This window comes from Gemmatimonadota bacterium (assembly GCA_016712265.1).
GTDB lineage: Bacteria > Gemmatimonadota > Gemmatimonadetes > Gemmatimonadales > Gemmatimonadaceae > RBC101.
The window spans coordinates 1,393,928-1,407,693 of record JADJRJ010000031.1; the positions used below are offsets into that span (position 1 = coordinate 1,393,928).

Here is a 13,766-nt window from a genome sequence, read left to right on the forward strand (position 1 = left end):
CGCGCACCCATCATCTGCTTGCTCGCAAAACGCCGAATTGGCGGCGTTCGAGCGAATCCCCCATGGAGGAACAAGCAATGCAGCTGACGCGCACCAGCGCCGGCCGTCGCTTCTTCACCACCGCAGCCGCGGGACTTGCATTAGTCCTGGCCGCGTGTGGAAAAGAAGCGGGGGTCGGTCCGGTCAATCCGGAGCTTCCCAGCAACCCGGTCATTCCCCCGCAGTATCGTGGCGCCGCTTTCGTCGTTGACGTAAGCTCGCTCAAGAAGTCGATCCGCATCACCCCCCCGCAGGGCTCCATCCGCAACGCGATCACCAACGCGACGACCAATATCGCGGGCGACTTCGCGCGTGGTGTGCCGAAGCTCGGCAACCCGGCGAACGAAGACCAGACCTTCTCCTCGTTGCTCGGTGGTGACGTCGTCGACCTCGTCGCGACCAACTACCAGGCGGGCGCCCTTGGCGCGGTGCAGCCGAACAAGATCCTCATCACGTTCGACCTTCAGATCAACAACAAGCTCAACGGCGTTGACCTGATCCTCCCGACCTGGCCGGCTCCCCCCGCGGGCGCTGCCGGGCCGCTGCTCTTCCCGTTTGAAATCGGCGTGACCACGACCAGCGGTGGTGTGTCGGTCGGTGGCGCTGGCAACGAAGTCATCGTGTCCTCGCCGCGCGGTGGCGCGGTGACCGTCTCGAACGATTGGGACGGCAACGGCACCCCGGGTTCGGGCGCGCCGCACAACTTCTTCAACGACGTCGGCTGCACCGCGACGGCCAATGACTGCTTCCGCAACGAAGAGTACGCCGCGATCCCGGCCCTCGGGTCGTCCGCTGCTCGTCGCGTCGGCTTCCTCATTGACCCGACCGTTGGCGACTTCCGCGTGAAGATGATCCTGGCTGCTGACCTCCGGAACGCCGGTGGCCCGGCGCAGTTCGGCACGGTCGACGGCACCGTCACCTCGCCGCAGGTTGGCCCGATCTCGGGCGCTTCGATCAGCATCAGCGGCGGTTTCTCGGGCACGACCGGCGCGACCGGTTCGTACTCGGTGTCCAACGTCGGCGTCGGTGCGCGCACGGTCTCCGTGAGCAACCTCCCGGCGGGCTGTACGGCTCCGGCCTCGCAGTCGGTTACGGTCACGAACGGTGGAACCTCGACCGCGAACTTCTCGGTCACCTGCGCCGTGCCGACCGGCAACGTCGCTGGTGCGATCTCCTCGAGCCTCGGTGGTGCGCTCGCGGGTGTCTCCGTCACGGTGACCCCGACGGGTGGTTCCGCTTCGGCCCCGGCGACGACGAGCGCTGCTGGTGCCTACAGCATCACGGTCCCGGTTGGCCCGGGCACCGGTGCGGTGACCCTCGGCAACCTGCCGGCCAACTGCACCAACCCCGGCGCGACGAACTACTCCGGCCTGACGAGCGGTGGCACGGTGACGTTGAACGTCACGGTGACCTGCACGGCTCCGCCGCAGTTCGGCACGCTGACCGGTACGGTTTCCTCGAGCCTCGGCGGCATCGTCGCGGGCGCGACGGTCTCCGTTGGTGCGGCCACGACGACCACGAACGCCAGCGGCGTGTACACGCTGCCGAACGTTCCGGTTGGCGCGGGCACGGTCTCCTTCTCCGCGTCGAGCTGCACGGCCGGGACGGCCCCCTATTCGGGCCTCACGAACGGCGGCACGGTGACGGTGAACACCACGTTGACCTGCACGGTTCCGGTCTTCCAGTATCCGTTCACGGCGACCTGGGGCGCGATCACGAACACCGGTCCGACGGGCCGTCAGGTCCAGGTGACCTTCGCCATCGACATGGGCTCGGCCCCTGGCCGTGCTGACGTCAATGGTGCAGCCGCCGACGAACTCGTTGCCGCGAACTGGACCTTCCAGTTCAACGGCGCGGCCCTGACGTACCAGGCCCGGACGATCATCGGTGGCACCAACGGCGGGCTCGACCTCATCGCGGTCGGCAACCCGTCGTCGGGCCTCACGAACTTCGCCCAGACGTCGTCGCAGAATCTCACGGAGCAGGGTGTCATTCAGCTGGTCCGTGTGACGTACAACATCGCGGCCGGCTTCTCCGGCACGATCACCCCGACCATCACGCTCAACCAGCTGCGCGCGGGTTCGTTCGCGGCGCCGGTGAACGTGGATAACAGCGGCCAGGTTGTTGCGCCGCCGACCCTCACGGTTCCCTGACCGGAACCATCCATGGATGTCGCTGCCGTCACGTCCGGCAGCGGCATCCATGGACCTGGCTCGACTCACGCCTACTCCACAGGAGTTCCCTACAGATGTTCAGCGCCTTCACGCGCAATCGGGGGATCGCCACGCTGCTCTTCGCAGCCGCCGCGGTCACTGCTTGCGACAACTACGATTCACCGATCGTGCCCAAGGCCGGGAGCGAGGAACTCGTCCTCGCGCTCAAGGTCTCGAGCATGATCGCAGCGCCGGGGGAGCGGATCTCCGTTGCCCTCGACGCCGAGTACAGTGGGACCCTCGCCGGTGTGTCCGGCGACGTGCGGTTCAACAGCACCAAGCTGCGCTACGTTGGGCAGACGGTTGACGATGGCATCATGATGGTGAACGCGAAGGGTGCGGGCGAAGGGTTGCTCCGCATCGCCGCGGCGCACCAGACCGGTTTCGCCGGCGACATCGGATCGCTCGTGTTCGAGGTGATCGGTGGGGACTATCTCTCCACGATCTCGTTCGACGCGGCGGACGCCATGGCGCTGCATGCCGATGGTGCGCGCAAGATCAAGGACATCACGGTGTCCCGTTGGGCGGGCGAGGATCGCTACCTCAAGGTTGGGGAAGCGACCATCATGACCTCGGACGACTGGATGCGCCGCCTGATGCCGGGGCGTGACCCGAAGTTCGGGACCACCTTCGCGCGTCCTGGCGACCTCGCGGTGCCGAACCTCGTGTACGGCGACGTCAACCTGTCGGGCGGCGTGACGCCGGTCGATCTTGACGACGTCATCTTCCTGCTCAACGTGACCGTCGGCAACCTCGAGCTGATCGTGGACGCTGACTCCACCACGTTTGGTGGCGCGGGCGCCGGCCGTCGTGACGCGGTCATCGCGGGCAACGTGGACCCGATCAACTCGCCGGGCCTCGGCGAAGTGGGCGATGCCCTTCGCCCCGGGATCAACGCGCCGGGTGACTTCGGCCAGATCGACCTCGGCGACGTCATCGTCGTTCTGAACGAGATCGTGAACGCCGCGGGCCAGCCGGTCGCCGGTGAGATCATCCCCGGTCGTGCCCCGGCGACGCCGGGCCGTGTGGTGGTGAGCGCGAACATCACGACCAGCACGACGTGGACTAGCAACAACGTGTACGAGATCCAGGGCGGCATCAACGTGACCAACGGCGCGACCCTGACGATCCAGCCGGGGACCGTGATCGAAGGTCAGCGCGGGACCGGGCCTGGCGTCGGTGGTGCGGCGCTGTTCGTCCAGCGTGACGGCCGCATCGTGGCGGACGGCACGCCGTTGCAGCCGATCAAGTTCACCTGCGTGGGCACGCCGAAGGCGAAGGGGTGCTGGGGTGGGCTCGTGATCAACGGCAGCGCGGGTCTCAATGAAGGGACGGCGACCTCGCCGATCATCGCAGGCCGTGCCGCCACCGGCAATTGCCTCGAGAAGACGGGCGAAGGGAACTCCGGCCTGTACGGCGGGTGCAACGACGCCGATTCCTCGGGGGTCCTGCGCTACGTCGTCATCGAGTACTCGGGCTTCCGTTTCACCACGACGAACGAGCTGAACGGCATCGCGCTCCAGGGCGTGGGCAGTGGCACGGTCGTCGACTTCGTTCAGGTGCATGCGGGCCAGGACGACTCGTTCGAGCTGTTCGGCGGCACGGTGAACGTCAAGCACCTCCTCCTCACCGCCGGCTCGGACGACCAGCTCGACTGGACGGAAGGGTGGCGCGGCAAGGCGCAGTTCATCATTGCGCAGGCCGACTCGCTGGATGGCGACAAGGGGATCGAGGCCGACGGCAACAGCACCGCGTTTGGTGCAACGCCGATCGCCAACCCGAAGATCTGGAACATGACGATCATCGGGAAGTTCAGCCCGGCCGGGACCGGCGGCGCTGACCCCAACAACAACGTGGAAGGCGGGATGCACATCCGCCGCGGCACGCGCCCGGACTTCAACAACTTTATCGTGATGGGTTACCCGCACATGCTGGACATCGACGACACCGAGACCTGTGTCACCGATGCCAACAGCGCGGCGTTCTCGATGAAGAACTCGGCCTTCCAGTTCTACACCACGGTCAACAACACCGACGGTAGCGACCCCGTCGGCTGCGGTTCCGAAGAAGTGTTCCTCGCCCAGGGGGCCTTCGCCAACCAGATCGCCGCGAACGGTACGGCGACTGTGGTCACGCTGCTCGCTCCGTACAACGTGATGACCCCCGACTTCCGCCCGGCGTTCGGGCAGGCGGCGGGTGGCGGCACACCGCCGAGCGACGGGTTCTTCGACACGTCGGCGACGTACAAGGGTGCGGTGGCTCCGGCCAACTCGGCCAAGGCCAACATCCCGTGGTATGCGGGGTGGTCGCGTCCGTGGCAGAACCCGACGCTTCCGTAACGAGCGTCAAGGAACGGCAACACTCGGATACCAGCGGGCCCCGCACCATTGTGCGGGGCCCGTTTGGCCGCGATGCTCAGGGTCCGCTACACGCCGGACCTGTTCAGATGACGAAGTGGTTGGTGCCCCTCCTGCTCGGCCTCGGCCTCACCAGTTGTGTGGGCGAACCGACGGCACCCGTGGGCGCGCCGTACCTTGCCGTCGTGGTCCTGGTCGACGCCCCGGACGAGGTCACCACCCGCGGTCCGTATCGTTTCCGCGTGCGCGAACTCTCCGGCACCATCCGCCGCGATACCACCTTCTTCGCGACTCCACGCGATACCGTCATCCTGTCGGTGGAGCCCGCGACCTACGTCGTGGAGATCGACGAAGTGCCGGCCGCGTGTGGCGTGCGCCAGGGCGGCATTCAATACATAGAAGTACCCCCAAGGACCAACACGTCCCTCGCACGCTTCCTGCTGACCTGCCGCAATGCACTCACGTTGACGGTGCTGAGCGACGGGAACCAGGTGGATTCCGGCTATGTGTTCACCGTGACGCGGCCGGGGGTCCCCGCGCGCACGGGCGTGCTCGCATCCAGCGACACCATCCTGCTCGACAACGTGACCCCTGGCACCTACGATGTCGCGCTGCGCCACGTCGCGGAGAACTGCACGGTCCTCAACTCGGGTGGCGATGCCGTGCAGGTGACCATACCGCCGGCGGGTGGGGCGACGCATCATTTTCGCGTGACCTGCTCGGAGCCCGCCCGGCGCCCGCGCATCGCCGAGTTCCGAAGTACGTATGATCGCGGTGCTGTGGGGATCATGCTCCGGGTGGCGGATCCGGACCGTGATGTCGAACGGTTCGCGTGGGACATCACCGACTGTTCACGACGCAGCGTCTTGCCCGACGGTTGGCGCCGCCGCGGGGGGTTCGCCGGATGGGAGAACGTCACCAATCGCGATACGGCGATCGTGATCTCCGGCTTCGATATCCCGTTGAGCGACGCCCAGCTCGTCGGACGGTGCCAGGCGGTATACGTCGGGGATGAGCGTGGCAACATCTCGGAGATTCTCGAGGTGCCCCTGGTTCCGCGCACGGCGGCGAAGGCACCTGGGGTCGTTCGGTTCAACGCGACCTACGTCGGTACAGCATCCCTGCGTGTCGACCTCGAAGTGTTCGATCCCGACGACGACTTTGTTGGGGCGTTCCTCGCGTACAACCTGCGCGATGGTGTGGTCATCCTTCCGCCGGACGGAGCCCCCGACCGCGTCATTCTCCAGCCCGCCGGGATCATTGGCTCGACGTTCCCCGACTTGCCGTTCAACATCGGCTTTGGCCAGTGGTCGGACTACCTCACGGTCACGGTGTACCTGGTGGACCGGGCGGGGAACGTGACGCGCATCGAGGACCCGAACCTGTTCCAATGATGGGCCGCTCCGCCGTGTGGGCGTTGCTCGTCTCGATGGCGTGCCAATCGGCGGTCGCGCCGCGTCCGCTACCGCCGGGATCGCGCGAATTCATTCCCGAAGCGATCTACCGTCGTTGGTGGCAACAGATGGAGCAGTGCGCAGGTCGCACCGCGCCGTTTGACGCGGTGCGCTGGTTCCTCATCCCGGGCGACGTGCCCTTTCGGATCGCCGGTCATGACCGTCCAGCGCTCGGCTACTGGGACCCCGCGGACAACCGGATCGTGCTGCTCGAGTTCCTCCCTGACCGACGGGCGTCCTACATCAGGCATGAAGCCCTGCATGCGATCCTGCGCCGCGTGGACCATCCGGACGCGTATTTCGTGCAGAAGTGCGGTGCGACGATCGACGGCCCCGAAGACCCGGACCAGGAGTCGTAACAGTGGCCGTGACGTTGCATCCGCGACCGTTACGTCACGAGGCACGAAGCAACAAACGCGCACCAGCGACCGCGGGCGCCGTGTGCGGCTGAGCTCGTGACCGATATTGAGAGGTCGGCATCCCGTCACCTCAGTCGAACCCGCCCATGCGGTCCGTGCGCATGCTCGTCCTGGTTGCGAGCACAGTGTCAACCATGTCTTGCGACGTGCCCCCGACGCCTCCCTGGGTCGCGCCGCCGTTGCCCGCGGTGGCGCTCCCGGCCGGTGTGCGTGAGGCGGCCTTCATCGCGGACGTGAGTCGCTTGCGACACACGGTGCGCATCGCCGCACCACGCAAGACGATCACGACCGCTCGTGTGGCGCCTGGTTCCGCCGAACCGTTCGCGTCCCTGCTCGGTGGTGACGTCATTGACCTCGTGGCCACCAACTATCAGGCATCGGCGCTGGGTGCCGTGGTTCCCAACAAGATCCTGGTGACGTTCGACCTTCAGGTCGTGAACAAGTTGAACCAGCTCGGGCTTCGCTTGCCGACCTGGCCTACTCCTCCTGTCGGGGCTGCTGGCCCGCTGCTGTTCCCGTTCGAGATCGGCGTCACGGCGACCAGTGGTGGCGTCACGGTGAATGGCGGGAACGAGGTGATCGTTACCAACCCGCAGGGCGGTGCCGTGGTGGTCTCTACGGATTGGGATGGGAATGGAACGCCGGGTAGCGGAGGGCCGCACGACTTCTTCAATGATACGCCGTGCCAGGGGCTCGCCAACGACTGCTTCCGCTATGAGGAATACGGCCCCATCGGGCCCCTGGGATCGTCGTCCGCCCGGCGCGTGGGTTTCCTCGTTGATCCCACGGTCGGCGACTTTCGGGTGAAGATGATCCTCGCCGCCGATTTGGGGGCAAGCGGACCCATCACCACGGGAACGATCGCCGGCTCCGTCACCTCAACACTTGGCGCGGGGATCGGTGCGGCGCTGGTTACCGTGTCCGGTGGCTGGGCGGGTACCACCGCGTCGGACGGATCGTTCTCCATCCCCGCGGTCGGGCCAGGCACGCGCACGGTCTCGGTGAGCAACCTGCCGTCCGGCTGCACGGCGCCGGCAGCTCAGACCGTGACGGTGACTGCCGGCCAAACCACGCCGGTCGCATTCATCGTTAGCTGCAGCGTTCCCACGGGAACGATTGCTGGCATCGTCAGCTCGAACTGGGCGGTGGAGCCCAACTGGAAGGCGAGTGTGGTCGTGACCACGCTCGGAGGAGCATCACTGCCGCCCGTCATCGCAGGGGCTCAGGGACAATACACCATCACGGGCCTCCCTCTCGGCTCCGGCAGCATCACCGTCACACCGACCTTTCAACCGTGGTGCCAGACGGTCACGATTCCCTACACGGGGCTGTCCAATGGCGCGCCGCTGAACATCAACATCCCGGTGCCCTGCTCCCGCCCGCCGCAGACCTACGTGCTCAATGGGGCGTGGGGGCCGATCCAGCCGACGGGGCCAACAGGCCGACGTGTCGCCCTTCTCATTGCGGCCAATATGGGGGCGGCGCCCGGACGCCCCGACGTCAACGGGGCGGCCGCCGACGAACTCGTCGCCGCGCGGTTCCGCCTGACCTATCCGGGCGCGCTCCTGCAGTTTGTCTCCGCGAGCCGAATTGACCCCGCGTTCGACGCCGTGACGGTCACCGTGCCGGGTGCCGGGGTGCTCGTCGTAGATGTCCAGCGCAGTACGCCGGGTAGTCGCGCGGGGAATGTGGAATTGGCCAGGCTACTGTTCGACATCCCGGTGGGGGCGGCAGGCAATGCCACGCTCTCTGCCATCGTGGAGCGTCTGCTCGCCGAGACCTTTGTGGATCCGGTGGACCCCAACCAGAGTGCCACGGTCTCGATTGCCGTCCTCCCGATTCCGTAAGGGCTGACGCTGGGGTGCCCTGGATACCCCACGCGGTCAGCGCCGAAAGCGACGGCGGCTGTCTTCCGTTTGTGCGCGCAACCTGCCGAGGTCGGCGGCGGACGCTGGATCGTCGACGAGGTTCCCGGACTCCTTGCCGGCGCTGTCGATCCGAAACAGCTCTTCCCGGCCGGTCCCGTGGTTGATGATGTACGACCACTGGCTGTCAAACGTCCCCGACAGGTCGCCCTGTGCGGTGGGGTAGTCCCCGAGCGGAGAAGGTTGCTGCCGTGCGGTGGCGAAAACGGGACTCGTCGCAGCCGTGCTGTCTTCCCACGCGAGGCGCAACGATTGCCCAGGGAACCCGGTGCTCGCACCCGTCACGTCAAGAATCGTCGCGGCGAGGTCCCGCAGCGAAACGGCACGCGCGATGCGCGTCGCGGGCACACGGCCGGGGAGACGCAGAAGGAGCGGGACGTGCACAACATCGCGATAGAGGCTCTGGGCGTGACCGTGCAGGCCATGCTCGCCAAGGAGCTCGCCGTGGTCCGACGTCAGGATGACCAGGGTGGAGTCCAGCGACCCGTGTGCCGCCAGCACGCTGAACAGCCGGTCCATCTCGCCATCGAGGTAGCGCATGGCCTCGCGATAGTCGTCGAGCCCGCGTTCGTCATGCGGATACCGACGGCGTGTTGAGGTGTCGGCGCGTGTCTTGAGATGGGGGTCCATCAGGTTCACCAACCCAAACGTGGGCCGGTCGGTGACCTGCCGCCGCCACGCCAGGTACGCATCGACCACCTCGCCGCCAAGGCGCGCCTGGTAGCGGTGCTGGCGCACGACGGACAGGTCGGGGCGCAGCAAGGCGCCGAGCGGCGGTCGCCATGGCGTGCGCAGCAGGGTATCCGCGAGGTTGGTCTGCGTCCACGGTGCGCTACGGATGGTCTGCGCCCCTGACCGCTCGTAGTCGTCCACGTGATGGAACCCGCGATCGAGCCCGGAGTCCCAGGCGGTGTAGTGCAGGTTGGCGACAAACGCTCCCGTGGCGTACCCCGCGCGGCCGAGGATCTCCGGAATGACCGGGTGCTCGCGCTCGATGGGGACGGTCCAGTCGGCCGCGAGTTCCGATGCGTACCGCCCGGAGAGCATGGAGGCATGCGACGGGAGCGTCCATGGGCCCACCGAGAACGCCTGTGTGAACACGGCACCCTGCGCCGCCCAACGATCCAGGAGAGGAGTGGTAGCGGCCGCCGGTGTGACAAAGCCGACGTCGCGTGCGCGCGCTGCATCCCACACGATCAACAGCACGTGCGGGGCCGCGCGCGGTGGCGCGGGCAGGGCGGCGAGTGCCCGCGCGGAACGCCAGTGGCGCCACGACGGCAACCCCAGCGCCAGGACGAGGACGATCACGACCGTGAACGTTGCCCAGCGCATCGCCGCCTGTTCGAGTCGCACGGTGCGCGGCAGCGCGAGCCGCGCGACCACACTCCCAAGTCCGATGGCGAGCGTCAGCGAGGCGAGACGGGACAGCTGGCTCACGGGGAGCAACAGCCCGAAGGTCGCGACGACCACCAACATGCCCACCACCCATGCCGTCCACTTCGTCGACCTCACCATGCCGCCTGCGACCCCGAGGACCACCCCGAGCGGGACAAGGACCGCGCCGAACGCCACGGGCGACATCCACAGGTAGTCGCGACTGACCCATTGGAAGTGGCCCAGGGCGCTGTCCCCGAACTGCAGCAGTGCCGCGGAGGTCCAACCGGCGGCAGCAGCGGAGAGGACCGCCAGGGACAGCGCGGTGCGCAGGGCCGCCCACCGCATCAGGACGCCACCACGACTCTGGGAGCGTCATACCGCGGGGCATATCCCCACCGCTTGCGTGCGAGCACCGCCAGGCGACTCTCGAACGGGTGGGCGGTCCAACCGTCCACGGGCTCCACGTCGACCAGGTCGCAGCCTGTGGCGCAGCTGCGGGCCATGGCCTGGACGTCGGCGTACCGCACCAGCGGCCCATCGGCCCAGGTGCCGCGGGCGTTCAGGAAGTCGACCATGTCCGACACCTCATGCGCGATCCCACGCTCCACGGCCCGAAACTGGGCGACCACGGCCTCAACGAGCGCTGCACTTGGCGCCTTGTGCCCCTTGCCGATGCCGACATAGTGGGCCTGGCAGAGCGCAAACTCGCTGGGGGTGAACAGGTTGGCCCCATCGACGAGGAGGCGCGCGTGCGGGGCGACCTGGTCGAGAAAGCGGGCCAACCCGCGGTACGCAGCGTGCGCGACGGCGACGAATACCACCTCGGCGTCGCGGAGCGCCCCGTCGAGGGACGTTGTCAGTGCCTCGGTGAGCGCTGCAGCGGCGATGTTGGCGTCTGTGGGCCGCACGTAGGGATCGTGCAGGGTGACCTGGGCGCCGGCGCCACGGAGCAACCGCGCGAGGACCAGGGCGGGCGCATTCCGGGTGTCCTCGGAGTCGCCGCGGTAGGCGGCACCCAGGATCGCCACGCGCTTCCCTGACAGCGGCCCGAGTCGAGTGGTGGCCATGGCGGCCGTTAACCCTGGCGACGCGTCATTGATCTCCCGCGACGCCATGATGAGCGAATGCGACGTCGCGCGTCCCGCCTCGATCGCGCGCCACCAAAGGAGGATGCCATCCTTGGGCAGGCAGTGGCCCCCGACGCCAAGGGTCGGCACGAGCAGGGCGCCACTCGGGACCGCCATCCCGTCCCGGGACGCGACATCGGTACGGCCGACCTGTTCGTTGGCGGCCTCACGCAGGGCGTGAAAGTCGATCTCATTGGCGTCGCACCACCGCGCGACCTCCGCGGCGAAGGCAATGCGCACGTCGCGATAGGCGTTCTCCAGGGTCTTCACGATCTCGGCCGCCGTGCTGGTCGTCTCCCACAGTCGCCCGCCCGTCACGATCCGCGCGTAGATCGCCGCGATACGGCGCGCGGTCTCCGGCGCGAGCGCGCCGACGAGCTTGTCGGCCGCGGCCACGCGTTCGACGAGGCGTCCCGGCATCACCCGGTTGGGGGAGTTGCCCAGGTGGATGTCGCGTCCCTCCTGTAGCCCGTAGGTGGCAAAGAGGGGTGCGATCACGCTTTCCATCGTGGAGGGCGCGAGCGTGCTCTCGATCACCAGGAGCGGTGCCTTGCGATCCGGCGCGGCGGCGAGGGCCGCGGCGATGCCATGCAGCGCCTCGAACAGCGGTCCATAGTCTGGTGAGAGGTCCTTCCTGTCCGTCTGCACACACACCAGGATCAGGTGGGCGGCGCCACACACGTCATAGGTGTGCGTGGCACGCAGCGTCCCCGCGGCGGCATTCGTGGCCACCAGCGCGTCCAGCGCGGGCTCCACCCCGCCGATGGGCGATTCACCTCGATTGATGGCGTCCACCTTCCACCCGGAGGTGCGGGAGGCGCGCTGGACGACGACGACCTCACCAGGCTCGGCGTCGAGCCGACGCGTTGCGTCTGCCAGAAGGGCGGCCATGGGCATGCCGACAATGCCGGGGCCAACCACGACAGTGCGCCAGCGGGAAAGGTCAGGAGTGGGAATCATGGGCGGGTACCAGGGTGGGACTATCGATGCACTGGCGGTGCCAGAGTTCGAGGTTGAGGAGACCCCAGACCGATCGGGAGAAGGGCGTTGGGGCGTCGAGCAGTGCTTCGACGCGGACGGGGTCGAACAAGCCGCGGTGTCGTGCACGCTCGGAGAGCAGGGTCTCGCGCACAAAGTCTCGTGATGCGCCACTCACCCAGCGGTGCAGTGGAACCGGGAACCCCATCTTGTCCTTGCGGTCGAGCACCGACGCAGGCACCACGTTGCCGACGGCGCGCTTGAGCAGGTACTTGAGTTCGCCGCGGGCGAACTTGCGGCGAGCCGGCATGGACGCGACCAGGTCGACGACGCGATGATCGAGCAGGGGCACGCGCGACTCGAGACCATGGGCCATCGAGACGCGATCCTCGACTTGCAGCAGGGCCGGAAGGCTCGTGCCGAGGTCGAAGTGGGTCATCTTGTTGAAGTAGGCGGGCGTATCGGGTTTGTTGAACACGGCCGCGAACCGCGCGAAGACTTCGTCGCGCCCGCCCGACGCGGCGAACTCCGGCGTGAGCAGCTCGTTCATTCCCCCCGATCGATCCAGCAGGCGAAAGTACCGGCGGTCCATCGGTTCGAAGAGCCCGTCGCGCCAGAACTCCTGGAGCATGGGCACATACGCCCGCATCGCCGGCAGGTTGCGCACCATCGAACCGAGGGAAACGATGTGCTTGTGTTCCTCGTTGGTCTCGAAGATCGCGCCCTTGAGGGCCTGCTCGAAGTACGCCAGCAAGTAGCGCACGTACCCCCCAAAGACCTCATCGCCGCCCTGGCCGCCGAGGACCACCTTGACGTGCTGCGCGGCCAGGCGCGCCGTGACAAACTGCGGGAAGATTCCCGGGCCGGCGGCGGGTTCGTCCATCTGGGCGACGAGCGACGGGAGCAGCGTGACGAACTCCGCCTCGGTGGGAACCACTTCGTGCAGCGGAATCCCGGCGGCAGAAGCGACGGCCCGGGCGTGCGGCGACTCGTCAAAGGCCGGTCCCTCGTCAAAGCGACCGGTGAAGCCGACGATGGGACGATGCCTGGCCGCCAGCGACGCCACGATCCCCGAATCGAGTCCCCCGGAGATGTAGGCACCGACCGGTACGTCCGCGCGACACTGGAGGCGCACGGCGTCCTCGAGCAGCCACTGTACCTGCTCGACAAAGGCGCTCTCGCTGGTCTGCAGGTCGCACCCGAAGGTGGGGGACCAATAACACCAGGTGCGGCGGCGGCCGGACGCGAGGTCCACCTCCATGCAATGCGCTGGCGCCACCTTGTGCACGCCGGCAAACAGGGTCTCCGTGCCGGTGACATACTGAAAGGTCAGATACTCGCGCACCCCGACCGCATTCGGCCGACGCTCCGTCGCCGGGTGCTCCCAGAATGCCTTGATCTCCGATGCGAACAGGAGATCGTCGCCGGCCTGTGTCCAATACAACGGCTTGATCCCGAAGTGATCGCGCGCTGCCAGGAGGGTCCCCCGTCGACGGTCGAGCAGGAGAAACGCGAACATGCCGTTGAGTCGGGCGACACACGCCGCCCCATACTCGTCATACAGCTGCAGCAGTACTTCAGTATCCGAGGTGGTCTGGAAGCTTCGCCCTTTGGCGCGCAGCTCGCTCCGCAACTCCACGTAGTTGTAGATCTCGCCGTTGAAGACGACGGTGAGGTCGCCATGGGTCATCGGCTGGTGGCCAGTGGCGAGGTCGATGATCGACAGTCTTTGGTGCGCGAGCGCCACGCCCGGTTCCACCAGCACGCCGTGATCGTCGGGCCCCCGATGCCGGAGGGTGGTCGCCATGCGGGCCGCCAACCGCTCGGGCACACCCGCACCATGCGCGCGTACAATCCCCACGATGCCGCACATGAGA

The 13,766-nt window shown here is 67.3% G+C and carries 8 protein-coding genes; 5 read left to right on the top strand and 3 right to left on the bottom strand.

What is annotated here, in order from left to right; translation table 11 throughout:
- Positions 1 to 62: 62 nt before the first annotated feature.
- The 5 genes from IPK85_26905 to IPK85_26925 all read left to right on the top strand — a co-directional run bounded on the left by IPK85_26905 (position 63) and on the right by IPK85_26925 (position 8,329).
- Positions 63 to 2,192, top strand: coding sequence for a carboxypeptidase regulatory-like domain-containing protein (locus IPK85_26905; GenBank protein MBK8250996.1), 2,130 nt, complete (start codon positions 63 to 65; stop codon positions 2,190 to 2,192).
- Between the two features lie 95 nt (positions 2,193 to 2,287).
- Complete coding sequence (locus IPK85_26910; GenBank protein ID MBK8250997.1) at positions 2,288 to 4,591, top strand: hypothetical protein; 2,304 nt, start codon at positions 2,288 to 2,290, stop codon at positions 4,589 to 4,591.
- Positions 4,592 to 4,698: 107 nt separating this feature from the next.
- Positions 4,699 to 6,003, top strand: a complete 1,305-nt coding sequence (locus IPK85_26915) for a hypothetical protein (protein ID MBK8250998.1) — start codon at positions 4,699 to 4,701, stop codon at positions 6,001 to 6,003.
- Complete coding sequence (locus IPK85_26920) at positions 6,000 to 6,422, top strand: hypothetical protein (protein ID MBK8250999.1); 423 nt, start codon at positions 6,000 to 6,002, stop codon at positions 6,420 to 6,422. The genes IPK85_26915 and IPK85_26920 overlap by 4 nt, the downstream gene beginning before the upstream one ends.
- 206 nt (positions 6,423 to 6,628) lie before the next feature.
- Positions 6,629 to 8,329, top strand: a complete 1,701-nt coding sequence (locus IPK85_26925; protein ID MBK8251000.1) for a carboxypeptidase regulatory-like domain-containing protein — start codon at positions 6,629 to 6,631, stop codon at positions 8,327 to 8,329.
- 36 nt (positions 8,330 to 8,365) lie between these two features.
- Here IPK85_26925 and IPK85_26930 read toward each other — a convergent pair whose 3' ends face one another.
- Genes IPK85_26930 through asnB form a run of 3 tightly spaced genes read right to left on the bottom strand, consistent with a single transcriptional unit; the run spans position 8,366 to position 13,762 of the window.
- Positions 8,366 to 10,129 carry a sulfatase gene (locus IPK85_26930; GenBank protein MBK8251001.1) on the bottom strand — a complete coding sequence of 588 codons (1,764 nt, stop codon included), beginning with the start codon at positions 10,127 to 10,129 and terminating at the stop codon, positions 8,366 to 8,368.
- Positions 10,129 to 11,871 (bottom strand): nucleotide sugar dehydrogenase, encoded by a 1,743-nt coding sequence (locus tag IPK85_26935; protein ID MBK8251002.1) that lies wholly within the window; start codon positions 11,869 to 11,871, stop codon positions 10,129 to 10,131. Before IPK85_26935 ends, IPK85_26930 begins: the two co-directional genes overlap by 1 nt.
- On the bottom strand, positions 11,855 to 13,762 hold the full coding sequence (gene asnB, locus IPK85_26940; protein MBK8251003.1) for an asparagine synthase (glutamine-hydrolyzing): 1,908 nt from the start codon (positions 13,760 to 13,762) through the stop codon (positions 11,855 to 11,857). The genes IPK85_26935 and asnB overlap by 17 nt, the downstream gene beginning before the upstream one ends.
- Positions 13,763 to 13,766: the final 4 nt, after the last annotated feature.